Source organism: Chryseobacterium sp. MEBOG07 (assembly GCF_021869745.1).
GTDB lineage: Bacteria > Bacteroidota > Bacteroidia > Flavobacteriales > Weeksellaceae > Chryseobacterium > Chryseobacterium viscerum.
On sequence record NZ_CP084579.1, the window covers coordinates 1947401 to 1972333 of the forward strand.

At 36.9% G+C, this 24933-nt stretch carries 21 protein-coding genes and 1 pseudogene; 11 read left to right on the forward strand and 11 right to left on the reverse strand.

Annotated elements, in window-relative coordinates:
• Positions 1 to 107 precede the first annotated feature (107 nt).
• Entirely contained in the window at positions 108 to 2102 is a 1995-nt protein-coding gene (locus LF886_RS08880; RefSeq protein ID WP_236853767.1) for a S9 family peptidase, read from the forward strand.
• Between the two features lie 97 nt (positions 2103 to 2199).
• Positions 2200 to 2691 (forward strand): DNA-deoxyinosine glycosylase, encoded by a 492-nt coding sequence (locus LF886_RS08885; protein ID WP_236853768.1) that lies wholly within the window; start codon positions 2200 to 2202, stop codon positions 2689 to 2691.
• Between the two features lie 179 nt (positions 2692 to 2870).
• Here the strand turns inward: LF886_RS08885 and LF886_RS08890 are convergent, their stop codons facing one another.
• From LF886_RS08890 to LF886_RS08920, 7 genes are all read right to left on the reverse strand, one after another.
• Positions 2871 to 3905 carry a phosphotransferase enzyme family protein gene (locus LF886_RS08890; RefSeq protein WP_236853769.1) on the reverse strand — a complete coding sequence of 345 codons (1035 nt, stop codon included), beginning with the start codon at positions 3903 to 3905 and terminating at the stop codon, positions 2871 to 2873.
• Positions 3896 to 4810, reverse strand: a complete 915-nt coding sequence (locus LF886_RS08895; protein ID WP_236853770.1) for an NDP-sugar synthase — start codon at positions 4808 to 4810, stop codon at positions 3896 to 3898. The genes LF886_RS08890 and LF886_RS08895 overlap by 10 nt, the downstream gene beginning before the upstream one ends.
• Positions 4800 to 6197 (reverse strand): Gfo/Idh/MocA family protein, encoded by a 1398-nt coding sequence (locus tag LF886_RS08900; RefSeq protein WP_109738011.1) that lies wholly within the window; start codon positions 6195 to 6197, stop codon positions 4800 to 4802. Before LF886_RS08900 ends, LF886_RS08895 begins: the two co-directional genes overlap by 11 nt.
• 125 nt (positions 6198 to 6322) lie before the next feature.
• Positions 6323 to 7396: a serine hydrolase domain-containing protein gene (locus LF886_RS08905; RefSeq protein ID WP_236853771.1), complete on the reverse strand. Its 1074-nt coding sequence runs from the start codon at positions 7394 to 7396 to the stop codon at positions 6323 to 6325.
• Positions 7397 to 7520: 124 nt separating this feature from the next.
• Positions 7521 to 8849: a hypothetical protein gene (locus tag LF886_RS08910; RefSeq protein WP_236853772.1), complete on the reverse strand. Its 1329-nt coding sequence runs from the start codon at positions 8847 to 8849 to the stop codon at positions 7521 to 7523.
• Positions 8846 to 9055, reverse strand: coding sequence for a hypothetical protein (locus LF886_RS08915; RefSeq protein WP_236853773.1), 210 nt, complete (start codon positions 9053 to 9055; stop codon positions 8846 to 8848). The genes LF886_RS08910 and LF886_RS08915 overlap by 4 nt, the downstream gene beginning before the upstream one ends.
• Positions 9056 to 9105: 50 nt before the next feature.
• Complete coding sequence (locus LF886_RS08920) at positions 9106 to 9798, reverse strand: AIM24 family protein (protein ID WP_236853774.1); 693 nt, start codon at positions 9796 to 9798, stop codon at positions 9106 to 9108.
• A gap of 675 nt (positions 9799 to 10473) precedes the next feature.
• Here LF886_RS08920 and queA point away from each other — a divergent pair.
• From queA to LF886_RS08950, 6 genes and pseudogenes are all read left to right on the forward strand, one after another.
• Positions 10474 to 11523: a tRNA preQ1(34) S-adenosylmethionine ribosyltransferase-isomerase QueA gene (queA, locus tag LF886_RS08925; protein ID WP_103231984.1), complete on the forward strand. Its 1050-nt coding sequence runs from the start codon at positions 10474 to 10476 to the stop codon at positions 11521 to 11523.
• Positions 11524 to 11599: 76 nt separating this feature from the next.
• Positions 11600 to 12634, forward strand: a complete 1035-nt coding sequence (gene rlmN, locus LF886_RS08930) for a 23S rRNA (adenine(2503)-C(2))-methyltransferase RlmN (protein WP_236853775.1) — start codon at positions 11600 to 11602, stop codon at positions 12632 to 12634.
• Positions 12635 to 12708: 74 nt separating this feature from the next.
• Complete coding sequence (locus LF886_RS08935) at positions 12709 to 13659, forward strand: sterol desaturase family protein (RefSeq protein WP_236853776.1); 951 nt, start codon at positions 12709 to 12711, stop codon at positions 13657 to 13659.
• Between the two features lie 267 nt (positions 13660 to 13926).
• Complete coding sequence (locus tag LF886_RS08940) at positions 13927 to 14805, forward strand: hypothetical protein (protein WP_236853777.1); 879 nt, start codon at positions 13927 to 13929, stop codon at positions 14803 to 14805.
• A gap of 71 nt (positions 14806 to 14876) precedes the next feature.
• Entirely contained in the window at positions 14877 to 15854 is a 978-nt protein-coding gene (locus tag LF886_RS08945) for a polyprenyl synthetase family protein (RefSeq protein WP_236853778.1), read from the forward strand.
• 430 nt (positions 15855 to 16284) lie between these two features.
• Positions 16285 to 18716 (forward strand): annotated as a pseudogene (locus LF886_RS08950) (thiamine pyrophosphate-dependent enzyme).
• A gap of 57 nt (positions 18717 to 18773) precedes the next feature.
• Here the strand turns inward: LF886_RS08950 and LF886_RS08955 are convergent.
• The 3 genes from LF886_RS08955 to LF886_RS08965 form a co-directional block, all read right to left on the reverse strand.
• A complete protein-coding gene (locus tag LF886_RS08955) occupies positions 18774 to 19190 on the reverse strand; it encodes a carboxymuconolactone decarboxylase family protein (RefSeq protein WP_236853779.1) in 417 nt (138 codons plus the stop codon).
• Between the two features lie 125 nt (positions 19191 to 19315).
• Complete coding sequence (locus tag LF886_RS08960) at positions 19316 to 19924, reverse strand: hypothetical protein (RefSeq protein WP_236853780.1); 609 nt, start codon at positions 19922 to 19924, stop codon at positions 19316 to 19318.
• A 112-nt stretch (positions 19925 to 20036) separates the two neighbouring features.
• The gene (locus tag LF886_RS08965; protein WP_152289978.1) at positions 20037 to 20420 is read right to left on the reverse strand and encodes a winged helix-turn-helix transcriptional regulator; all 384 of its coding nucleotides are present in this window, start codon (positions 20418 to 20420) and stop codon (positions 20037 to 20039) included.
• A gap of 166 nt (positions 20421 to 20586) precedes the next feature.
• Here LF886_RS08965 and LF886_RS08970 point away from each other — a divergent pair, with 166 nt between their 5' ends.
• Positions 20587 to 21648, forward strand: coding sequence for an NADH:flavin oxidoreductase (locus tag LF886_RS08970; RefSeq protein WP_236853781.1), 1062 nt, complete (start codon positions 20587 to 20589; stop codon positions 21646 to 21648).
• A 756-nt stretch (positions 21649 to 22404) separates the two neighbouring features.
• Positions 22405 to 22878, forward strand: a complete 474-nt coding sequence (locus LF886_RS08975) for an ASCH domain-containing protein (protein WP_236853782.1) — start codon at positions 22405 to 22407, stop codon at positions 22876 to 22878.
• 102 nt (positions 22879 to 22980) lie between these two features.
• On the opposite strand, the gene LF886_RS08980 is transcribed toward LF886_RS08975, so the two are convergent.
• Complete coding sequence (locus LF886_RS08980; protein WP_236853783.1) at positions 22981 to 24183, reverse strand: aminopeptidase C; 1203 nt, start codon at positions 24181 to 24183, stop codon at positions 22981 to 22983.
• 229 nt (positions 24184 to 24412) lie between these two features.
• On the opposite strand from LF886_RS08980, the gene LF886_RS08985 reads away from it, so the two are divergent.
• On the forward strand, positions 24413 to 24931 hold the full coding sequence (locus tag LF886_RS08985) for an RNA polymerase sigma factor (RefSeq protein WP_236853784.1): 519 nt from the start codon (positions 24413 to 24415) through the stop codon (positions 24929 to 24931).
• Positions 24932 to 24933: the final 2 nt, after the last annotated feature.

A 24933-nucleotide genomic window follows, 5' to 3' on the forward strand; every position in this document is an offset into this window, starting at 1 on the left:
CGTCCGTTTTTATTTTAAATATTAACTTTGGCAATCTTTGAATTTAATAAAAGGATGTATGAAATCATAAAGATTCCGTACCTCCATTAAAAAATGAATATCAACATATGAAACTTAAGTACAGTCTGCTGGCTTTGGCAGCTCCGCTCTTAATGAATGCACAACAAGTAATGACGCCTGAAATTCTTTGGACTTTGAAAAAAGTTGGGGTACAGGCAGTTTCACCAGATCAGGGTTCCCTTATCTATAAAGTTGGACAGGTAGATCTGAAAACAGAAAAAACGAAAAATGAGAACTATTTTCTGAATGTTCTTAATAATCAGTCTTCCAAAATTGATTTCGGTAAAAAAGCACTTATTCAGTGGGATAAAAACGGAATTTATGCTCAGGAAGGAGACAAAATCTACCTTTCTAAAGATGCCGGAAAAACCTGGACAGAGTTTTATACCATCGGTGAAGCCGATAACATTGTAATTTCTCCTGATGGGAAGAAAATTGCTTTCAGTAAGCAGGTGTTGGTAGAAAAAGTAATGGGGAAAGACAAATTCAGTGATACTCCTAAAACAACTGCTCAGGTATACACAGACCTTAACCACAGACACTGGGATTACTTCAATGAAGGGAAATACAACCATGTATTTGTAGTAAATACTTCTGATAAAGCAGAGGGCGCAAAAGACCTGTTGGAAGGGAAAATGTGGGATTCTCCTCAAAGACCTTTCGGGGGTGCTGAAGATTTTATCTGGAGCCCGGATTCTGCACAGCTTTTATACGTTACAAAACCTAAAAGTGGTAAAGAGTACTCTACCAGTACCAATACAGATATCTTTGCTTATGATCTGGCGTCAGGTACAACCAAAAATATTACAGAACCCAACAAAGGATATGATGTAAATCCTAAATTCAGCCCGGATGGAAAATCTTTGATCTGGCAGAGCATGGCCAGAGATGGGTATGAAGCAGATAAAAATGATGTGAAAATCATGGACTGGAAGTCAGGGAAAACAACTAACCTTACTTCTGGCTGGGACGAAAGTGTTTCCGGAGATGTGCTTTGGGGAGCAGATTCAAAAACAATCTACTTTACAGCAGCATTCAGAGGAACAAAACAACTTTTTGCCCTTGATTCAAAATCAGCAAAAGTACAACAGATCACCAAAGGAGATTTTGACGTCAACGAAATCTTTACAGACAATAAAACTTCACTTTTAATAGGAAGAACAGACGTAAACCATGCAACAGAATTATTCTCTGTAAACGTTAAAAACGGAGAAATGAAGCAGGTGACTGAAGCGAACAAAGACACTTATGCTAAGTTGGCTCAGGGGAAATCTGAACTTAAAATGGTGAAAACTTCTGATGGTAAAGAAATGGGAGTTTGGTTCCACTATCCACCGAACTTTGACCCGAACAAAAAATATCCTACTTTGGTATACTGCCAGGGAGGTCCACAGTCTGCTCTTACTCAGTTTTTCAGCGTAAGATGGAACTTTGCTCTGATGGCAGCCAACGATTATATCGTGGTAGCACCCAACAGAAGAGGTATGCCGGGCTGGGGCACAAAATGGAATGAAGAAATTTCAAGAGACTGGGGCGGACAGCCAATGAGAGATTATCTGGCAGCAACGGATTTTGCAAAAACATTACCTTATGTAGACGGTGACAGAGTAGCGGCTGTAGGAGCAAGTTATGGAGGATATAGTGTATTTATGCTGGCAGGAATTCATGATAACAGATTCAAAACGTTCATCGCACACGATGGATTATTTGATATGAAATCTTGGTACTTAACCACTGAAGAACTTTGGTTTGCAAACTGGGATCTTGGTTCACCATGGGAAAAGCCACAACCAAAAGCCTACACAGAATTCAATCCAAGCAATTTTGTAGATAAATGGAACAAGCCCATCATGATCGTTCAAGGAGGAATTGATTTCCGTGTTCCTTACGAGCAGGGGCAGGAAGCTTTCCAGGCTGCAAAATTAAGAGGATTAAAATCTAAACTGGTGTATTTCCCTAACGAAAACCACTGGGTACTTCATCCACAAAACGGATTGGTATGGCAGAGAGAGTTCTTCGACTGGTTAAAGGAGACTTTATAAGACAAATAAGAAAACAATATCAATAGGAGCGGGCTTTAGCCCGCTTTTTTTATGATAAAAAATCCAATGACTTTAGCCAAAATTTATATATTTGAATATGCAAAACCGTATTTCTTCATTTCCACCCCTTATTGATGCCCAATCTGAAATTATAATTTTAGGATCAATTCCCGGAGTGAAATCATTGGAAAAACAACAGTATTATGCCCATCCACAAAATAAATTCTGGAAAATCATTTTTGAATTGCTGAACGAAGAATTTACGGATGATTATACGCAAAGGATCGAAACCATAAAGAAATGCCATATTGCCCTTTGGGATGTTATCGATTCCTGTGAGCGAAAAGGAAGCCTGGATTCTGAAATCAAAAACGAAGAAGCCAATCAGATTGCTGAACTATTGGAAGAGCACCCAAATGTCAAAGCCATTTTCTGCAACGGTGGAAAATCCTATAAAAACTTACAGAAGCTGTTAGGAAAAAGCTATAAACTGCCTGTCATTTTACTCCCTTCTACAAGCCCGCTTCATACGGTTTCCTTTGAGAAGAAGCTGGAAGAGTGGAAGAAGGTTCTGGAGTTTTTGAGTTGAGGAGAGTTGTGGGGTTTGAGAGTGGGAGAGCTTTAGAGTTTGAGGGTTTGGGAGTGAGAGGATAAACGTTAGGTTCCTACGGAATGACAAACAGAGCGCTTAATCTATTCGTACACTTTGTCATTCCGTAGAAATCTAAATATCATATTTAATCCTTAGTAAGGAATTATAAGTAAACATCATTTGCTTCCTAAATATTCCCTTAACCCTTTTAACAGCTCTAACTGATTTTTTGTCCTGTCCAGATTGTGTTCAGGATGTGTGATAGAATAGTAGGTGCTTCCATTCAGGTAGTCGGTTAAAAAACGAAGTTCCTGGATATAAATGGCGACTTGTGCTGCATAATCAAGATTCTCAGATTCTTCCGGTGTCAATTTTTCCTTTAGATAGAATAAAAATCCTTCTTTTACAACCTTATACATTTCAGAGTTGAAATTGTTTACAGCACTTCCGTCATCTTCATGAGTTGTATTGGTGTAAGATTGGATCATCGTTCCAAAATCATATAGAATAGTGGAAATCATCATGGTATCCAGATCAATGACAGCTAGTGGATGATGATTTTGATCGAAAAGGATATTGCTGATTTTTACGTCTGCATGGATGATTCTTTTGGGAATTTGATTACTTTTCTCCATTTCGATCCATTGATCAGGTAAAGACAAAAGCTGGTTGGTGATTTCTATTTCAGCCTTTGCGTTTTCTTTTAAATGAGGAGCTGCATCTTGTAGTGCATTTTTATAATCCGCGACTCTCTTCTCAAAATTAAGGAAATTGGGAAGGGTATCTTCAATAGCAGGGATCTTTTCAGTATTGACGATGGTCAGGAAATAGCTGAAGGTTTTAGCTGCTTCAAAAGCCGTCTGTAAAGATGGAGCGGTAAGAAAGGTAATGCTGTTTTCTACAAAACTTAGCATACGCCATGGCTCATCATTAGCATCTTTTACCAGAAGTTGATGGGTAAGAGAAGGGATGGGCTCTATAATTTGAAAATGATAATTATTTGACCTTAGAAGTTCATTAATCATCAAATGATTATTGATGATAATCTCCGGCTTTTTAAAAACATGATGGTTGATCTTTTGCAGGATAAACTTTTTCCCTTGATCTTTATCTTCCAGAAGGTAAGTGGTATTGATCAATCCGTCATTGATAGGGGAGAGATCATAGTTATCAGTACCGATAAACTCAATGACAATATCTTTTATTTCCATAAATCTTCCGGGTATCTGTTGTTTTTAATCTCTGAGATCAGAAAATCCTTAATTTCCTTTTTATCATCAGCATAAGTGACCCCCATCCATTGCGAAGGAGAGGCCTTTACCTTTACCTGTACTCTGTTTTCATCCATCATTCTCTGTACGGCAGAAGGGATATAAAACTCCTGGTTTGGCAAAGGCTCAGATTCGATAAAGTCATAAAAATAGGCTTCCAGGTAGCAGAAAATATGAGGATGGAAAATAAAAAAATTCATCGAGACCAATGTGTCAGGATCTAATTTTATATTTTCTCCGTTTTTAATGTAGATAATTGAATTATTGATGATTTGAATGGAAGTTTGTTCTTCAACTTTGATCAGATAATTTTCAGAATCCAGGGTACATATTCCTCTTGCTACCGCTCCGTGGCCGCTCAATGTGGTACCTACAGTGTAAGCAACTATTCCTAACTGTGTGTCTGAAATATGGTGATGATTAATTTCATATGCCGCCAGTTGATAAGCTTCTTTTCCGTAAAAATCATCTGCATTGATCATGACAAAAGGTTCCTGTATAGAATACTTTGCACAAAGCACAGCATGAGCAGTTCCCCATGGCTTTTCACGCTCAGGATAATCGAAACCTTCCAGCGAAATAGGAATAATGTCCATTTCCTGATACACCCAATGGAGCTCAAAATTTTTTGCTGTTGAGATGCTGTTGAGTCTTTCAATATAGCTTTCCGGAATCAGCCTGTTGACAATAATGACCACTTTTTGGAAACCGGCTTCCAGAGCATCAAAGATAGAATACTCCAGAATCGGAGAACCATTATTGAGTATACCATCCACCTGCTTGAGGCCTTTATATCTGCTGCCTAATCCGCCTGCTAGTATGAGTAATGTTTTCTTAGAACTCATCGGTCATTCCAAATACAGGTTTACGGGTCTTCCATTTTCCATTGGTGAAATCAGGGATATCAACTACCTGACCACCTTTGGCAATAGACTCTTCACTCAATGGCGTAATCGAATACCACAATGCAAGATCATACACATCCATCGGGAATTCTATATTTCGTTTGATACATTCTATAAAAGTATTCATCACAAAGAAATCCATTCCGCCATGTCCTGCTCCTGCAGCAGAACTTTCAAACTTCTTCCACATCGGATGATCGTATTCTTGCATCCATTTTTCCGTATTATCCCAACGGTGGGTATGGTTCATAGTTTTTTCAAAATAAATATGTCCCTGGTTGAAATCTCCCCATCCGAAATCCTGCCACAATCCTTCAGTTCCCTGAACCCGGAAGCCCAGATCATAAGGTCTTTGTAAACTCGTGTCATGAGTCAGAAGGATGGTTTCCCCATTGGCACAAGCAATTTGGGTGGTTACTATATCTCCCTGGTTGAATTTTACTTTGGCACTTGGGTGATTTTCTCCCCCTTTAGGATGTTCAACGATATATTTGTGAAGCCCTACCGATTTTGATGAAAATGAAGACAGTCTTGTTAAACGGTTTCCTCTGTTGATGTCCATCATCATCGCAACAGGACCTAATCCATGGGTTGGATAAAGCTCTCCATTGCGTTTCACATAATGTTCAGTTCTCCATTTTGCCTCACTGAATCCTTTTTCTCCAAATTCAGCACCGGAATTGTAAGGGGTAACACCGTCATTGAAAAGGACGCCTCTCAGATCATGCTGATAACCTCCTCTTCCATGTACCAATTCTCCAAACATCCCTTTTCGGACCATATTCAGGATGGCCATGATATCTCTTCGGTAACATACGTTTTCCATCATAAAGATAGGAACTTTCGTTTCCTCATATACCTTCACAAATTCCCAGCAGTCCTGAAGCTTTATCGCTCCGGAAACTTCCATGCCCACAATTTTTTTAGCACGCATTGCCTCTACACCTTGTGTAAGATGCCATTCCCACGGAGTAGCAATGACAACAGCGTCTATCGTTTTTAATTGTAAAAGATTTCGATAGTCATATTCCCCATTGGAAAACTCCTTAGCCGCCGGTTTATTATTGTCTTTTAATATTTTTTGAGAAGCAGCAAGCATTCTCTTCTCGGGATCTGCAAACGCTACAATCTCTACATCATTACGTTTTGCCAGTAATTTGACATGTTCCTGTCCACGAAGACCGACTCCAATAAAACCTACACGGACTTTTTTATCTGTTTTAAAATCATTGGAATAGGCAAATAAAGAATTGGGTAAAACCAAGGCTCCAAAACTTGCCAAAGCAGCTGTTTTAAGAAAGTCTCTGCGGGAATTGCTATTGTTCATCTATTTTTTTCTTAAATATATTAAAACTTTTGTAAATCCCGATGGTGTGAGAGGGGAGAGTTGAAAGGTTTTAAAGTATAGAAGTAGATGAGGATAGATTCTTTGCCTTTTTGCTTCTTATAAATTTATTGCCCGTAATAAGCCATAATAAGCCTTTCTCTCATCTTATTAAGGTATTTGATATCTTTGGTATTGGAGAGGATAATCAAGGTAAGGTCTTTATCTGCTAAATGAACCCAATTGGCACTGTGCCCGTATCCTTCACCCTGACGTTCCACAAACAACGTGTTTACAGAACCGAATTTTTTAGGATAAACCCAAAAGCCAAGAGCGGTGTCTTCAAGCTTTTTATCGGCAGTAAGCATGGTATCTAAAGTTGTTTTTTTTAACAGAACGTGATTGAAGACAGCCTGATCAAACGTCAGAAGATCTTTAGGGGTAGAATACATCGCTCCGGCTGAGTAAAAATTGTCAATATAAGTATTGGTGGGGGTATGAAGTGCAAATGGATTGTTTTTGTCTGCAGAATAGCCATCATCTATATTGGGAATGATGTCATTATGGTGCAGGAATCCAGTATTCCGCATTTTGAGAGGAATTAAAATTTGTTCTTTAAGTACCTCTTCAAAGGATTTTTGGTATATTTTTTCAATGATTTTTCCCAGCAGTATAAAATCACCATTGTTATAGCTGAACTTGGTTCCGGGCTGATCTATCAGCTTTTCAGAGAGAAATGTTGTGATAAAATCATCCAGATTCCAGATCGTATTGTCATAGGCCTGATGAATGAGTTCCGGAGAACTGATGTCTTTATTATCTCTCCCGCTGCTGTAAGTAAGAAGGTTTCTTATCGTTGCCTTTTGGGCAGCCTCACCTTTGTATTCCGGATAATAGGCAGCAATAGGAGCGTCCAGGTTGATTTTCCCTTTTTCATAGAGCTGCATAATCAATACAGCCGTAAACGTTTTGGTGAGTGAGAAAATATGAAACCGGGTTTCATCCGAAAAAGGAATATTGTAATGCCTGTTAGACTGACCTTTGTAAGTAAGTAATTCAATCTTTCCATTTTTGGCTAATAATACAGAACCGTTGAAATTATCTGTTTTCACAGCAGTATCAATTACTTTTTCAACTTTCTGGATCTGGGAATGAACGATAATGGTTATCGTCAAAAACAGCCCTGATACTATATTTTTCATGGAGTTTTATTTTACAATTACTGAACTGAATTACTTACCTCAAAGATAATTATTTGTCGATTATTTTTCCACATAGCCAACTTCTTCATAAGACTGGATCAACAGTCATTCGTTGGATTGAAATTTACTGATTGATCCATGCTTTTCTTAAAGCCAGCTGTTTTGAATCAGGATTAGGCAGAACACTTACTTTTCCTGTTGTTTCATCATAGTTAAAACCTGCTTTTTCCAGATATTCTTTCAGAGGAAGAGGCTGGGCACCTTCTATAAAATCTCTGAAAAATGTACGTATTTCCGGATAAGTCATTTTGGTAATTTCATCAAACAGGTCATCATCATTGAAATATTTTCCTTCTCCATATTTTTTCATAAGCAGCAGCATGAGATCCTGAGTTCCCATTTTGCCATTAGAAAGTTCTCTTAATCTTATATCCAGACACAGCCCGAGTAATGGTCCTTTTTGGTAAAAATTCATGTACTGGTCCTGTCTTTCCATTGCATTTTTACTGATGTCTGTAAAAGAGAGCTTATTGTCAAACTCTTTCATGCCGTGTATCTTTTCTTCTATGCTTTTTTCAAAATCTTCCAGGCTGATCATTTTTTGTTTGATAGGCATATGAATTGTAGCATATTCTGTCATGCCCTCATACAGCCATAGATGTTTAGACATGACGGGATTCAGGAAATCATAATGCTGAATTTCTCCTGAATGGATGTTGAGAGGAGTAATAATGTGAAAAAACTCATGGGAGGCCACTCGGTTTAAAGCATTCGGAAGATATTTCATGCTTCCGGAACGGTATAGGCACACTGTAGATTTGGCGTGTTCCAGACCATCTCCAAGGAACCCACTTTCATTGGAAGATTCATAATAAATCAAAAAAGCATACTTGTCTACCGGCAATGTTCCTCCAAGATAAGCTTGCTGATTTTTCAAAATGTTCTCTATCTCATGAGCTATTGTTTTGGAATAATGTCTTTCCTTCTTATTATAGAAGGATACAAGCACTTTGGTATGACCTATTTTCAGCCATGTTGTATCGGGAACAGAATATAAAACGGGGGAATCTACCAATTGTCGGTAATCTTTTGCCCAAACCATATCCATAGTTTTATTTTTCTGTTTATAATCCAAAGCAGATGAAGCATAAAAATGCTTGTTTTTGGTAATATTAATTTGATACGGAATATCTTTCATTTCTTCAAAATATCCCACTAAAGAATTATAATTGATGACAAAAACGCTGTCTTTTTTAAACATGCTGCCGGCAGATCTGGCCTCATTGGATTCCTTTTCCAAAGAGTCCCACCCATCTGCTACCTGGTAAGATATTGTAGCGACGTGTTTAAGATCATGTACCATCCAGCTATTTTTATCCAAACGCTCGGTAACTATTTTTTTTCCGTTTTTATCCGTAGCTGTAAAATGAGAAACATACTGTCCGAAATTCATCGCCTGATAAAATCCGGGAACCAGCTTGGGAATAATAAATTTACCTTGTGTAAGGTTATTCTTTGGGGAGCAAAAGATACCTTTACCTCATCATTAGACATATGAAGAAGATCTATGTGGTATTCATAGTTCTTCTTTGATGTTTGGGCAATCATCATATTAGAGAATATAACGATCGCCAAAAATAGCTTTATAAGAGTCTTCATCTGCTACTATTTTAGTTATTGTGAAAATATAAAATGACGTCTAAGGGCGTTTATTTTTCCATATAATAAACCTCTTCGTAAGGCTGGATCAATACCCATCCGTGTCCTGAAAATTTCATCTGAAACTCTTCACCGCTACCTCTTCCCATTAAACTCTGAAATGAAATATTGGTTTTCAGCTCCGGAATAAGGTTTCCGGACCATGCCACTGTAGCATTTGGATCTGTGAAAACAGGAGTTTCAGGAGTAACCAGTAGGGTCAAAGGATCGCCGTGAGTGGTAATTGCAATATGTCCTGTACCTGAAAGCTTCACCTGGAAAAGACCGCCAGACATCATTCCTGCAATACTTTTAAGCATAGTGATATCACTTTTTATGCTTTGTTCATGAGCAAGCACATCATTTCCGTTTACACATACTGATTCATTATTCAGATAAAGAATACGAACTTTCTTCCCAAAATCAGCGACGTACAATTTACCAGTTCCTTCAGCTTTCATCAGCTTTGCTCCTTCACCACTGATGGCTTTCTTCAAAAAATTGCCAATTCCGCCAGCCAGCATTCCCTGTCTTTCAAAATTTACATTCCCCACATAACTTACCATGCTTCCTTTTTTCGTCCATACTGTCTGGTTATTAAGGTTGATTTCCAAAAGATGCTTGGTTTCCAATTCAAAATAATCTCTTTGCTGAGGATTCTCTTTCGTTTCGTTGATAAATGCTTCTATCGAATATTTACTCATAATGATCTATTTTTAATTTGTTGTTTTTATACTGTTCCTGTTTTTATTTTGTCGAGTTTGTACCTCTTTTGTTACTTTTAGAATTCAAATCCAACAATTTATATTCTTAGAAATTGACATTTAGCTTTAAATATTTCAGTTACTTTTTCTATTGGCCAGGTTTTATAAACATACAGAAGATGGTTACTGAAAAGGGCATTAAAATCCAGTTTTTCATCCGGGTTGTCGATCCTGATTCTTCTCTGTTTCCCACGGTAAGTTGATGATAAAGTACAGCTATGATAATTTTTTCACCCTATTTTGGAGTGTTCATCGGACAAATCTTCGTTTTCTTCAGAGTCTCTATCTCGATTATTTGGGTAATAAGCTTTAGTTTTTAAATGAAAATTAAACCAGGCAAAGTCAATCTTATCGATCCTCTATAATGAGTTGAATATGAAAATTTTATGATCGTCAGAATCCGGATGGTGGACGGAGTGAATTTTACTTATTTGTTCAATATTGAATTTAAATTTCCCTAAAACTAATCTTTTTAAGCTTTAAAAATCCCCATGAAATCAGGGTTTTAAATTTGATTGTAAATAATACTTGACAAAGGGGTATTCAATGTCGTATATTTGCACTCCGAAAATTACACCTTGTAATTTCAGTAATTTTTAAACCGTAATTTAAAAAATGAAAACATCAGATTTTAATTTTGACCTTCCTGAGGAATTATTAGCAGAACACCCATCAGAGCACAGAGATGAAGCTAGATTAATGGTACTTGATAGAAAAACGCAAACTATCGAGCACAAGTTATTCAAGGATGTAGTGGACTATTTTGATGAAGATGATTTGTTTATCTTCAACAATACGAAAGTTTTCCCTGCACGTCTTTACGGAAATAAAGAAAAAACAGGTGCTAAAATTGAAGTTTTCTTATTAAGAGAGCTTGATAAAGAAACAAGAGTTTGGGATGTTTTAGTAGATCCTGCAAGAAAAATCAGAATTGGTAACAAATTATTCTTCACTGAGGATGAATCTTTGGTAGCTGAAGTTATCGATAATACAACTTCAAGAGGAAGAACATTAAGATTCTTATTCGATGGTTCTTACGACGAATTCAGAACGAAATTAAAGGAATTGGGAGAAACTCCACTTCCAAAATATATCAAAAGAGCTGTAGAACCTGAAGATGCAGAAAGATATCAGACGATCTATGCAAAAATAGAAGGAGCTGTTGCTGCCCCTACAGCAGGTCTTCACTTCTCCAGACATTTGATGAAGAGATTAGAGATCAAAGGAATCAATTTTGCTGAAGTTACTCTTCACGTAGGATTGGGGACATTCAACCCGATTGAGGTAGAAGATCTTTCTAAGCACAAAATGGAATCTGAAGAGATTATCATTGATGAGAAGAATGCTTTAATTATCAATAAAGCAGTAGAAACTCACAGAAGAGTTTGTGCAGTAGGTACTACTACAATGAGAGCGTTGGAAACTTCTGTTTCTTCAAACAAAAAAATCTCTGCTTTCAACGGATGGACGAATAAGTTCATTTATCCTCCTCACGATTTTGGAGTTGCTACCTCAATGATCACAAACTTCCACACACCGAAGTCTACATTGCTTATGATGATTGCTGCGTTTGCAGGAAGAGATTTCATTATGCAAGCTTATGAAGAAGCCATAAAAGAAAAGTATAAATTCTATTCTTATGGTGATGCCATGTTAATTCTATAAAAAAGATAATAGGGAATAGGTTGCAGGTAATAGTATCTGCAACCTGTCACCTAAGATCTGCAACTTACCTCCTGAAATGAAAGACATCCGTATATTATCACTAGATCAGCTTAAAGACTACTTTGAAACTTTAGGTGAAAAACCGTTTCGTGCGAAACAGGTCTATGACTGGCTATGGAGTAAAAACCTCCATTCGATTGATGAAATGACGAATCTTTCGAAATCACTTCGTGAAAAAATTTCAGAAGAATATACCATTAACCCTGTTTCCGTAGATCTTCTTCAAAAAAGCTCTGACGGAACCATCAAAAACGGCGTGAAACTTCATGACGGACTGATGGTGGAATCTGTTCTTATTCCTACAGAAACAAGAACGACAGCCTGTGTATCGTCACAGGTGGGATGCTCATTAAACTGCGAATTCTGCGCTACAGCCAAACTGAAAAGGATGAGAAACCTTGAAGTGGCTGAGATTGTAGATCAGGTAGCACTTATTGACACCCAAAGCAAAATGTACTTCGACAGACCGCTTTCCAATATCGTATTTATGGGTATGGGAGAACCGATGATGAATTACAAAAACGTAGTGGAGGCCATCAAAAAAATTACCCAGCCGGAAGGATTGGGAATGTCTCCAAGAAGAATTACCGTTTCTACATCCGGTATTCCTAAAATGATCAAAATGCTTGCAGATGATGAATTGCGTGTGAAACTGGCTTTGTCCCTTCACTCAGCGATCGAATCCAAGCGTAATGAGATCATGCCTTTCTCTGATAAATTCCCGTTAACGGATATTATGGAGTCCCTTCAGTATTGGTATCAAAAGACAGCTTCTGTCATTACTTTTGAATATTGTGTATGGAAAGGGATCAATGACGGAGATGAAGATATCAAAGCTTTAATCAAATACTGCAAACAGGTTCCTTCAAAAGTAAACCTGATTCAATACAACCCGATCGGGGATGGAAAGTATGACAAGTGCAACAAACAGGCGGAAGAAAATTATATTCGTCAGCTTGAAAATGCAGGGATTACGGTAATGGTCAGAAGAAGCCGTGGAGGGGATATAGATGCCGCCTGTGGGCAATTGGCCAACAAAGCAACAGATTAAAATTTCCTTAAAAAAAAACCAAACATTTTCTTAAAATTAGGGTAAGCCATACCTTTGCAAAAATTATTTTTGTGATGATGGATTTTCTTATGAGTGAGGACGGACTGGAAAATGTATATGCATGGTCTATTCCGTTGCACGCTGCCGTCATTTTAGCCGAAATGATTTACAGCCACGTTTCAGAAGCTAAATTATATAGTGGAAAGGACCTTGCCACCAATGTTTATCTGGCACTGATGAACTTTGGCTTAGACCTCATCATGAAAGCATTTGCCATGGGCGTAATGTTTTTCTTTTACAACCACAGACTTTTTTCATGGGATTTTAGCGTATGGTATTTATTAGCATGTTTTATAATAACAGACTTTGCCTATTATGTACTGCACTATGTTGACCACCGTTCCAGAGCCTTCTGGGCAGTTCATATCACGCACCACAGTTCAGAATATTTTAACCTTACAACAGGATTCAGAAGTCCTGTATTACAGCCGCTTTACAGATATTTATATTTTTCACCGCTTGCGTTTTTAGGATTCAATCCATGGCATATTATGGTTGCTTACGCTATCGGACAGGTATATGGGACATGGGTACATACACAGACTGTGAAGAGTCTGGGATTTTTAGAATACATTCTGGTAACGCCTTCTCATCACCGTGTACATCATGCATGCAATGTGAAATATCTCGATAAAAACATGGGAATGTGTCTGATTATTTGGGACAAAATATTTGGAACTTTCCAAAAAGAAGATCCAAATATACCTGTAAAATTCGGAATCTATCCTAAAATGCCGGACAACAGACCGGATACCGTTCTTTTTTATGAATGGAGAAAAATCTGGAAAGATCTTAAACAGCCGGGATTAAAATTCACAGACAGAATCAATTATATTTTCAACTCACCGGGATGGAGACATGACGGAACCGGAAAGACAGTAAGACAATACCAGAAAGAGTATTTTGCAAAACAGGCGAAAAAGAATGAACAACAGCAAAATCAGAAAGAGCAGAAAACTGCTTAACTTTTTGATTTAAAATCAATAAAAATCTGAGGGAAAAGCGGGCTATTTTAGCTCGTTTTTCTATTATAGGAAGTAGGCTGGCCGAAGGATGACTCAGTAAGCAAAAAAGCAAAAAGTAAAATTGCAGATCAACTTTTGTTTTCTACCTATCAGCTATTCCACAACCCATAACCCATACCCCGCATCTCAAAACCCTCAAACTCTCAAACCCTCTGACTCCCCAACTCCCCAACCCCTAAACTCGTAATAAAACCCTACTTTTGTCTTATGAAAAAGTCTCTTTTGATCATTACTCTTATTATTACTCAATCTGTATTTTCACAGCAGGCTGACTTCCTGAGAATAAAAAAATATAGAGTTAATCATTTGGATGATAAAATCAAAGAAACGTCAGGATTAAACCTTCTGAACGGAAAACTCTATACTTTCAACGACAGTGGAAACGATCCCGAATTGTTTGAAATCAATAAAACATCTGGAGAAATTGTAAATGTCTTAAAAGTTAATGGTAGGAATAAAGATTGGGAGGCGCTGACGAATGATGGGACTCATTTTTATATAGGAGATTTTGGAAATAATGGCGGGAAGAGGAGAGATCTTGAAATTTACAAGGTGCCTTTTCAGAATGACAGCCTTCAGAATAGTCAGATTAAAAAAATACAATTCCAGTACCCAGAGCAGGATGATTATGCATCCGGTTATTTAAAAACGGATTTTGATGCGGAAGCGATGGTCTATGTCCATGGGAAGATTCACCTTTTCACCAAAGAATGGTCCGCAAAAGCTGTGACTCATTATATCATAGATCCGGAAAAAGAAGAGAAACAGGATGCTGTAAAGGTGGAATCTTATAAAACCAATTTCGTGGTTACGGATGCTGCTTATTTTGATAAGAAGCTTTATTTGGTAGGATATACCAGAAAAACAGAGGTCTTTTTGGATATCTTTACAGAAACAGAACCGGGAATATTTTTCAAAGAAAGACCGAAGCATTATTATCTTGGAACAGCACTTTCAATAGGACAGATTGAGGGAATAAGTGTGGATGAAAATGGAATTTATATTTCCGGGGAAAAATTCAAATCTCCATTGGGAACTACAAAACCCTCTTTTTATTTTATTCCGAAAGAACAAGTCAAAGATTAATTTTATCCTAAAATTGAGCGAAAAAATTATCTTTGTGAGAATTAATAATTATTCACCCAGCATCGCAGATTGTGGCAAACATTGTAGAAGAAATTAAACGACCCATCAATGATGAAATGAAACTTTTTGAACAGAAGTTTTATGAATCAATGCAGAGTAAAGTAGCTTTATTAGATAAAGTAACCCGTTTTATTGTTACCACCAAAGGAAAGCAGATGCGTCCTATGTTTGTGTTTCTTTGTGCCAAGCTGGTGGGTGAGGTGACAGAAAAGACCTATCGTGGAGCTTCTATGATTGAGCTGATTCATACCGCAACCCTCGTACATGATGATGTGGTGGATGAAAGTTTCAAACGCCGTAATTTCTTTTCTATCAATGCGCTATGGAAGAATAAAATTGCCGTTTTGGTAGGAGATTATCTTTTGTCAAAATCAGTTTTATTATCTACAGACCATAAAGATTACGACCTGCTTGGGGTGATTTCCAGAACGATCCGTGAGATGTCTGAAGGAGAACTTCTTCAGCTGGAAAAAGCCAGAAAGCTGGATATTACTGAGGATGTTTATTATGAAATTATCCGTCAGAAAACAGCAACTTTGATTGCTGCTTGCTGCGAAATAGGTGTTCTTTCTAACAGTACAGATGAAGTGCTTGCTAAAAAGATGCTGGATTTCGGAACCTTTACCGGAATGGCATTTCAGATCAAAGATGACCTTTTTGATTACTTAAGCTCAAATGTGATTGGAAAACCTGTAGGAATTGATATCAAAGAAAAGAAAATGACCCTGCCTTTGATTCATACCCTGAAGAAAGCCAATGAAAAGGATAGAAAATACTATTTCGATACCATAAAACGTTATAATAACAATCCTAAACGCGTAAAAGAGCTTATAGAATTTGTTAAGAACTCGGGGGGATTGGAATATGCCATTACGGTTATGAAAGATTTCCAGCAGAAAGCAAAGGATATTCTTAATGAATTCCCAGATTCTGAAGCAAGAAAATCATTACATAATATGCTGGATTATGTAATTGAGCGAAAATTTTAAACTAAATTATTTTCAGAGTTACAATAATAACAGCTAGAACTATACAAAATAAAGCTGTTAAAAATAAATAATCCGCAATATTCTCAAACGTGTATTCCCGCTTTCTATTCCTTGTTCTGATCGCCAGAAATGAAAAGAAGCAGCTGCACGCAAAAAGAATGCAGGCAAATCCTGCGAATTCGTCCAAATAGGTACTCTGACTGATCTTAGAGATTTTCAATGAGGTAATAATGATCAGTGAAAAACCCAAAAGATTACTCGATGCATTCAAAATATGGGGTGACTTTTTTTCCATCTTTACAATTTTTTTCAAAATAAAGCACAATTTTTTTATTATCAAATTTTTAAAAAATTTTATTAAAAATTAAAATTAATTTAAAAATTGTATATTAGCAAAATACTTGAAGACTAAAAACTTTTTTACTTAGCTATGCAAACAACCTATATTGAAACACAGCAAATATCCTTTCAAGATTTTAAAAATCAAATACTTGAAGATTACAGGTTAGGAAGGATCTCCCGTGAAATGTCTTATCTCGGAAGGAGAGAAGTACTTACAGGAAAAGCTAAATTCGGAATTTTTGGGGATGGAAAAGAACTTCCTCAACTTGCGATGGCGAAAGTTTTCAGAAATGGAGACTTCCGTTCAGGGTATTACAGAGATCAGACTTTTGCATTGGCAATAGATGCCTTAACAGTAGACAGCTTCTTTGCACAGATGTATGCAGATACGAGTGTAGAAAGAGAACCTGCTTCAGCTGGAAGACAGATGAACGGGCATTTTGCAACAAGAAGTTTAAATGAAGACGGGAGCTGGAAAGATTTGACAGCTCAGAAAAATATTTCTTCAGATATTTCTCCTACAGCCGGACAAATGCCAAGATTATTGGGGTTGGCTCAGGCTTCTACAATTTATAAGAATGTAAAATTTGACGGTTCTGAAAAATTCTCAAGAGAAGGGAATGAAATTGCTTTCGGAACGATTGGAGATGCTTCTACAGCAGAAGGGCATTTCTGGGAGACTTTAAATGCAGCTTGTGCACTTCAGGTTCCTATGATTGTTTCTATCTGGGACGATGGGTATGGAATTTCAGTGCCTACAAAAAATCAGAGAGCAAAAGCTGACATCAGCGAAATGCTTAGCGGTTTCCAGAGAAAAGAAGGAGAGAATCAGGGATGTGAGATTATTCAGGTGAAAGCTTGGGATTATCCTGCATTATTGGATGCCTATGCTAAAGCAGAACATTTTGCAAGAACAGAAAGTGTACCGGTAGTGGTTCACGTAATTGATGTTACTCAGCCTCAGGGGCATTCTACATCAGGGTCTCACGAAAGATATAAAAACGAAGAGCGTTTAGCTTGGGAAGCTGAGTATGATGGCCTGGCAAAATTCAGAGAGTGGATCTTAAACTACTCTATAGAGATCGAAGGAAAAGAAGAAGTCATTGCAACTACTGAAGAATTGGAAACAATTGATGATGAAGCAAAAAAGATTGCAAAAACAGGGCAGAAAGCAGCTTGGGAAAACTATCAGAAATCCATTACAGAATTAATTCAATCTATTTTACCTTTAGTAGAAAGTCTTAAGGGGCAGAATGCTGAAGTTGAAACTTATATTGCTCACTTCAACAAACTTGTTTCAAAAGCTAAAAAAGATATCTTCCATTTGGTAAGAAAATCTTTATTGGTTACCAGAGGGACCAATTCTGCAGAAAGAAACCAGTTGATGCAGAAATACCATGAAGTAACAGCTGTTGAAAAAGATAACTATTCTTCTCACTTGTATTCTCAATCGGAATGGAAGTCTGAAAACATCGAAGAAATCAAGCCAGTATATTCTAACAGTTCTGAAGATGTAGACGGAAGAGTAGTGATCAGAAATAACTTTGATAAAATTTTTGAAAAATATCCTGAAACTTTAATCTTTGGAGAAGATACCGGAAACATCGGTGACGTAAACCAGGGATTGGAAGGAATGCAGGAAAAATATGGTGCATTACGTATTGCTGATACAGGAATTCGTGAAGCAACAATTCTTGGACAGGGAATTGGTATGGCAATGAGAGGTTTGAGACCTATTGCAGAAATCCAGTACCTAGACTATGTTCTTTACTGTTTACAGGGGATGAGTGATGATCTTGCAACGGTACATTACAGAACCAAAGGAGGGCAGAAAGCTCCGTTGATTATCAGAACAAGAGGTCACAGATTAGAAGGAATCTGGCATTCAGGTTCTCCAATGGCTGGAATTCTTAACCTTTCAAAAGGTATTCTGGTATTGGTACCTAGAAACCTTACTAAAGCAGCTGGATTCTATAACACAATGCTTCAGGCTGACGAACCTGCAATTATCGTAGAATGTCTGAACGGATACAGATTAAAAGAAAAACAACCCGATAACTTAGGTGAATTCACTGTTCCTGTAGGTAAAATTGAAGTAACAAAAGAAGGAAAAGACGTTACTTTGGTTACTTATGGTTCTACATGGAGAATTGTAACAGAAGCAGCCAACGAATTGGAAAAACTGGGAATTTCTGCAGAAGTGATTGATATTCAGTCGTTGATTCCTTTCGACTTATCTCATGAAATTGCTGAAAGCGTTAAGAAAACCAACAGATTAGTCGTAATCGACGAAGATGTGGAAGGGGGAACTACAGGATTTATCTTACAGCAGATCCTTGAAAACAAAAAGCATTTAGATATCTGGATTCAGATCCGTTGACGATCTCAGCAAATGATCACAGACCAGCGTATGCAAGTGATGGTGACTACTTCAGTAAGCCGTCTACAGACGATATGGTAGAAAAGATCTACGCTATGTTTAATGAAACAAATCCTCAGAAATATCCTGCGATATTTTAATTGGGATTTAATATACTAAAACAATGGGCTTTCAGATTTCTGAAAGCCCATTGTTTTTTAATCCATTTCAGCCAAAGTAATCCGTAATTTATTCAAAGTATTCATTAAAGTAATACTTGCTGTAAGTTCTACAATTTCCCTTTCTGTGAAATGCTCTGTTAGTTTTGCTTTGATCAATTGCCAGCCATCTTTACTGTAAATGACTGCTTCTGCCCACTCTAAAGCAAGCTTTTGTAAAGGATTGAAGACATGAGTATGTTTCCAGCCTGGAAGCCGGTTAATGACATCCTGTTCAAAACCAAAATTGGAAAGTTCTTTAGCGTGATAACTGCAGCAATAGGCACATCCATTGATTTGAGAAACCCGTAATTCGATCAAAGCGATTAGTTTTTCATCAATTCCTGATTTACGGATGCTGTTGTGGGCTTTATACAGATTTCCAATGGTTTCTTTTGCAATTTCTTTGTAATTCATAATGAAATATTTTCTGCAAATTTGCATCAGAAACTGTTTCAAACCTATATACTTACCTTTTGGTTCTATACTTACCTTTTTGAAAGTATACTCCAATGAGAACTATAAGGAATAATAATCAGGGGTTAATAAAATTGTTTTATGCTTTCAATAGATCCTGTTTCTTGATCAACAAACAAATAAACACATCCATCATCATGAAACAGATGGCAATTTTTAATTTCTACCTGACCTAAAAAGAATAAAGGCTTATCATTTTTAATGGGCCAGTTAGGATTTTGTAGCCATTTTGGAGGCTTGCTCTGGTATTTAAAAAGTTCAGTATATTGTTGTTTAATGTACAATTTTTGCTCAGCTTTTGAAAGCTTTTTGTCTTTGGGTAAAATATACTTTTCAATAAAGTTGAGATCAGCATTTACATATTTGGGACGAGTACTTAGAATAAGATCATATTCATCAGAAAACTTTGATGATGGAGTGCTTTCAATTCCGATTTTTGTAAGAAACAAACTGACAGTTCCCTGAGCGTTTAATTTCCCGGAAGCACTTTTATAATCTTGTTCAGCTAAATATAAAAATGGAGTAGTGTCCTGTAGATACGTTCCATGCCAATCAAGCTTAGAGTCTGAAAGCAGTTTTTCTAAATTCGGATTGGCATAAAGTTGTTGCTCAAAATCTTTTTCAGATACTTTACCCCTAACAAAGTCTTTTAAAGTCTGTATATCGTTTTCCACCGGCGAATATTGTTTATCTTAAATTATTGCTGTGTAGATATGAAATAGGTCTTTTATTTATTTCGTTATTGCTTATTAAAATAAATCTGGAATTTTTAAAATCCAAATGCCATCAAATATTGACAGCCTTTTTCGTTTTCTTATTCTCTATACTACAATCCTCAGAATATAATCCTTTCACCTGATATTTTGCTTCCCATTCTTCCAGTAAATATAAAATTGGTAACAACGCCAATCCTTTTTCTGTAAGAGAATATTCTACCCGTGGAGGAAGTTCTTTAAACTCTTCACGGATAACAAGTCCGTCGGTTTCCATCTCCCTCAATTGATCGGTTAATACCTTTCTGGAAATAACATTAATGCGCACAGCAAGCTCTCCAAAACGCAGCCTCCTGTCCTTTATAACAAGAACAATAATGGGTTTCCATTTGCTTCCCAAAGCGGCCATTGCCTTACCCAGAGGACAGCTGTATTGCATTAATTCATTCTTTTTCATAGAGAAATAGGTATTTTAATTATCATATAGAACCGGAGTTTCATACGTTACTTTGATGTTACTAATGTAAGTTACTGCGAAGTTACCACTATTTTTTTAATAAAGGGTACAAATACGAACTATTATTAGTTACTTTGTGTAACAATTATAAAATATAAATTTAAATATGAGCACATCATCATTATTTAAACCGTTTCAATACAAAAATTTACAGCTTAAAAATAGAATTGTAATGGCTCCTATGACCAGAGCACAGTCTGACAATGGAGTTCCTACACAGAATATCGCAGACTACTACGGAAGAAGGGCTGCTTCGGATGTAGGATTGATCCTTTCTGAAGGAACTGTTATCAACAGACCCGGATCAAAAAATTTACAGAACATTCCAGATTTCTACGGAAATGAAGCGTTGAATGGCTGGAAAAATGTAATTGATTCCGTACACAAAAACGGAGGTAAAATGGGACCTCAGATCTGGCATGTAGGCGATACAAGATCGTCGGAAGACTATCCGTTGGTTCCAATGGAAAAAGCTTCAACAATGACCATTGAAGATATTCAGGATACCATTGCACAGTTTGCAGCTTCTGCAAAATCAGCGAAAGATCTTGGCTTTGACTGTCTTGAAATTCATGGCGCTCATGGTTATCTTATCGACCAGTTTTTCTGGGAAGTAAGCAATACAAGAACAGATGAGTATGGTGGTAAAACACTAAAAGAAAGAAGCAGATTTGCTGTTGAAGTAGTGAAAGCTATCAGAGCAGCGGTGGGAGAGGACTTTACGATTATCATTCGTCTTTCACAATGGAAACAGCAGGATTATAAAACTAAACTGGCCTTTACTCCTAATGAAATGGAAGATTGGTTATTACCTTTAAAAGAAGCCGGAGTTGACATTTTCCATTGTTCACAACGTCGTTTCTGGGAACCTGAATTTGAAGGCTCAGATCTAAACTTCGCAGGATGGGCTAAAAAGATTACCGGACAGCCAACTATTACAGTAGGATCTGTAGGATTAAACGGTGATTTCCTTAATTCTTTTGCAGGAGAGGGAACAGAAAAATCAGATCTTACAGAACTGATCAGAAGACTTGATAATGAAGAATTTGATCTTGTTGCAGTAGGAAGAGCCATTTTACAGGATCACCAGTGGGTACAGAAGATCAAAGACGGAAATACCGAAGCTCTTCTGGACTTTTCAGCAGAAAGTATGAGCGTTTTATTTTAATATCAATAATGAATAGAAAATTCGCTTCGCTGTCAATTTTTTAACAGCATATTTTATTCACTTGCGGAGCAAAATTGATTATTCATACCTGATATTAAATCAGCATAATTCACTTTATTTTATATTTAATTTTCACCTATTTATTAAAGAATCGGCTTTCAGGATTTCCTGAAAGCCGATTTTATTTTTTTATTATATGTTATCCTGATACCCACATGCAGTTTCGATGGATTCACGAATCCGATACATTGGGAAACCAGGTTCTTTATAAGGGCATGCTATAGTCCCGGGACGGCAGGTAATATTAGGACCGGCTCCCTCGTTAATTTTTTTTAACTCCGATTTAGCTAATTTCTTTAGATTTTTCCTGTTAATTAGTTTTGTTGAGATCAATATAATTTGTGTAAGTATTGTGGTACTTACTGGTAATAAAGATAAAATTTGGAATTTATAATATCTTATGGACATTCTTTTGTATCCGTTAGACATTTCCAACGAGAAGGAAAGCCGTTGCTACCAGAAATGTAACAGGCTGTAGTTCCTTGTGGACACTCAGGAGCATTTCCTCCATTAATCTTCTTTAATTCAGAAATTAATAATTTTCTTAGATTTTTCATGTTTAATAATTTGTTGATGAATACAAATATAATATTTTTAGAAATAAGACAATACTTTGCACATAAATGTGATATATGTGCTTTCTATTGAAGAATATCTTTTGAAACACTTATATTTACCGTCTTAATAGGTAAATATATGTCTCAAATAACCTCATACTGGCAGCAGTTTATAAGCAGTTTTGATACTGATTCTTTAGCTTTATCTGAACTCGCAGGTTCTTTTCACTTTGGAGGAAAGGAAGATGCTGACTCCATTGCTGAGCTTGTCTTATCAGGAACTAAAACAGCCACAGGTTCATTGTTGTGGGTGTATGAATATGAAAGCAGACCGATTCCTTTGATCGGAGAATACAATATTATTACAGATTCTGATGATCAGCCGGTTTGTATCATTACAACGACCGGATTATCGGTTATTCCTTTTGATAAAGTAGAAGATCAGTTTGCTTTTGATTGTGGAGAAGGTGATAGAACATTAGAGAGTTGGAGAGCAGTGTACATGGAATACATCCAATCAGAATGTGAGCGTATAGGAAAAACACCTATAGCGGAAATTCCGATGGTTTGCGAATATTTTAAAGTAGTGTACAAGGAACCTTTTAACAGATAAAATGTTTCAAAATAAAAATAAACCCGCTCCTGGAATTTCCGGGAGCGGGTTTTAACAGATTTAAATATCTAAAACTGCCTTTAAGTGGCAGAAATGATTTTCTTATAAACCAATATTCTTAGTTGGTTTCAACTGCTTCAAGATACTTTTTGGAATTGCATTTTTGTGAACCAAAATAGCTGTTGATTTATATTCAACGTAAGGTCTTGTTACATAAAGATATCCAGCGAAATCATTGGTTACTCCCCAAGAATTCTTTACCATATAATATTCTTTACCAGTCTGATCTTTTGCCAAACCTACGATATGCATACCGTGATCATCCGTTGTAGAAAGGTTGTTAAGCGCTTTCTGACGCATGTCTTCAGTGATGGTTTTATCTTTTTTAGGTTCTGTAAACAAAGCCTGCTTGTTTTCTGCAGTGATCTGATCAAGTTCCATATCCGGAACATAAGCTACCCCGTTTTTGTAAGAAAAATAAGGCTCAGAAACGTCGGTTGCCCAACCTACAGAATATCCTTTAGTTACTGCGTTGTCGATAATGGCTGTAAGATCTTTCATCGGAACGTTCCAGTCAGAATCGTGGCTCCAGTTATCAGGAATTGGAACTACAAATTTTTGAAAATACGGATAATCTTTGTATGAAGATAATTCTACATAATCTTCAGCATTGATTCCTACCACATCCTTAGCAAATGTTTTAGGAGTGTAGTTTTTTCCTTCATACGTAAAGTTCGCAGGTACTTTTCCTAAATATTCATCAAGAATAGCATCTACAGAATCCATCCAGTTATCGGTCAGTTTTCCTTTTGAAGAAGCCTGAACAAGGCTGTCAAGAACCGGCTTCAGTTTCCCCTGCATTTCCTTGAAGTTGTTTGTAGTCTGTCCGGATTTTAAACCCGTATAAGCATCCTGAGGAACCGCTCCATACTTTTTGTACATGTTGATTACGTCGTGAAGTTCCCCTCCGTCACCCCAGCTGATGGCGCCATTATTTAAAACATATAATTTCGCTTTATCATGATAAGAATTTCTCGCTGTAAAAATTTCAGCAAGATCTACAGGCTTTTTGCCCATTCTCTGCATTTCAGATTCAAGGAACGAATTTCCTGAGTAGCTCCAGCAAGTTCCTGATGAACCTTGGTTCTTTACAGAAGTCGCACCAACGTCTTTTAACGTTGTGAACTGAAAATTAGCATTTTGTGAGTGGTTGTTTTTTAACTTATTGATTAAGTCATCTTGGGCAAACATCATACTTCCTGCAGACAAAACAAAAAGTAATGATGCAATTTTGGCATTTTTCATTACTATAAAAAGATTATTTGTATTAATAGTCGTTGCTAATAGAGATTTGTTACAGAAGGAAAAGTTAAATTTGAAATGTAAAAAAAATGTAAAAAGACAAAGTCGTAGAATCCTAAAAAAGCAAATAGGATGATTGATTAATTTGATTTTCATCTTTTTACCAAAAAAGTTTATCATGTTTCCAACCTTTACAAAAGTTTCGGCATCTATACTATTATAACTCCTGACTATGGAACAAGAATTATTATTGGAATGCCAGCGTAGCGACCGCAATGCCCAGCGGAAAGTTTACGAGAAAATGGCGGGCAGGCTTTACTCAGTCTGCAGACGCTATTTGAAAAACGATGAGGATATAGAAGAAGTATTGGCCGATACGTTCTATAAAATCTTTACGAAAATTACTCAGCTTCAGAACCCTGAAACCTTTGAAGCATGGGCCAGAAAAATTGCGGTGAACGAATGCCTGCAGAAATTAAGAACAAGTAAAGGATTGTTTATTTCCCTTGAAGATAATTTTATTGATCATTCTGAAGGTACTACAGATAGCCTATCCCTGGAAAAAGATATTCTGAGTTTACTGAATTTTCTCCCGGAAGGCTGCAGAGCCATCTTTAATCTTTTCGCTATTGAAGGATATCCTCATAAGGAAATAGCAACGATGCTTTCCATCAGTGAAGGAACTTCAAAATCCCAGCTCAATTTTGCAAGAAAGAAGCTGCAGGAACTTCTAGTGAACCAAAACATTTAAAC

What these genes read in the sequence shown, in the direction of transcription:
- LF886_RS08880 (WP_236853767.1), top strand. Translation starts at nt 108, where the DNA reads ATGAAACTTAAGTACAGTCTGCTGGCTTTGGCAGCTCCGCTCTTAATG.
- LF886_RS08885 (WP_236853768.1), top strand. Translation starts at nt 2,200, where the DNA reads ATGCAAAACCGTATTTCTTCATTTCCACCCCTTATTGATGCCCAATCT.
- LF886_RS08890 (WP_236853769.1), bottom strand. Translation starts at nt 3,905, where the DNA reads ATGGAAATAAAAGATATTGTCATTGAGTTTATCGGTACTGATAACTAT.
- LF886_RS08895 (WP_236853770.1), bottom strand. Translation starts at nt 4,810, where the DNA reads ATGAGTTCTAAGAAAACATTACTCATACTAGCAGGCGGATTAGGCAGC.
- LF886_RS08900 (WP_109738011.1), bottom strand. Translation starts at nt 6,197, where the DNA reads ATGAACAATAGCAATTCCCGCAGAGACTTTCTTAAAACAGCTGCTTTG.
- LF886_RS08905 (WP_236853771.1), bottom strand. Translation starts at nt 7,396, where the DNA reads ATGAAAAATATAGTATCAGGGCTGTTTTTGACGATAACCATTATCGTT.
- LF886_RS08910 (WP_236853772.1), bottom strand. Translation starts at nt 8,849, where the DNA reads ATGAATTTCGGACAGTATGTTTCTCATTTTACAGCTACGGATAAAAAC.
- LF886_RS08915 (WP_236853773.1), bottom strand. Translation starts at nt 9,055, where the DNA reads ATGAAGACTCTTATAAAGCTATTTTTGGCGATCGTTATATTCTCTAAT.
- LF886_RS08920 (WP_236853774.1), bottom strand. Translation starts at nt 9,798, where the DNA reads ATGAGTAAATATTCGATAGAAGCATTTATCAACGAAACGAAAGAGAAT.
- queA (WP_103231984.1), top strand. Translation starts at nt 10,474, where the DNA reads ATGAAAACATCAGATTTTAATTTTGACCTTCCTGAGGAATTATTAGCA.
- rlmN (WP_236853775.1), top strand. Translation starts at nt 11,600, where the DNA reads ATGAAAGACATCCGTATATTATCACTAGATCAGCTTAAAGACTACTTT.
- LF886_RS08935 (WP_236853776.1), top strand. Translation starts at nt 12,709, where the DNA reads ATGATGGATTTTCTTATGAGTGAGGACGGACTGGAAAATGTATATGCA.
- LF886_RS08940 (WP_236853777.1), top strand. Translation starts at nt 13,927, where the DNA reads ATGAAAAAGTCTCTTTTGATCATTACTCTTATTATTACTCAATCTGTA.
- LF886_RS08955 (WP_236853779.1), bottom strand. Translation starts at nt 19,190, where the DNA reads ATGAATTACAAAGAAATTGCAAAAGAAACCATTGGAAATCTGTATAAA.
- LF886_RS08965 (WP_152289978.1), bottom strand. Translation starts at nt 20,420, where the DNA reads ATGAAAAAGAATGAATTAATGCAATACAGCTGTCCTCTGGGTAAGGCA.
- LF886_RS08970 (WP_236853781.1), top strand. Translation starts at nt 20,587, where the DNA reads ATGAGCACATCATCATTATTTAAACCGTTTCAATACAAAAATTTACAG.
- LF886_RS08975 (WP_236853782.1), top strand. Translation starts at nt 22,405, where the DNA reads ATGTCTCAAATAACCTCATACTGGCAGCAGTTTATAAGCAGTTTTGAT.
- LF886_RS08980 (WP_236853783.1), bottom strand. Translation starts at nt 24,183, where the DNA reads ATGAAAAATGCCAAAATTGCATCATTACTTTTTGTTTTGTCTGCAGGA.
- LF886_RS08985 (WP_236853784.1), top strand. Translation starts at nt 24,413, where the DNA reads ATGGAACAAGAATTATTATTGGAATGCCAGCGTAGCGACCGCAATGCC.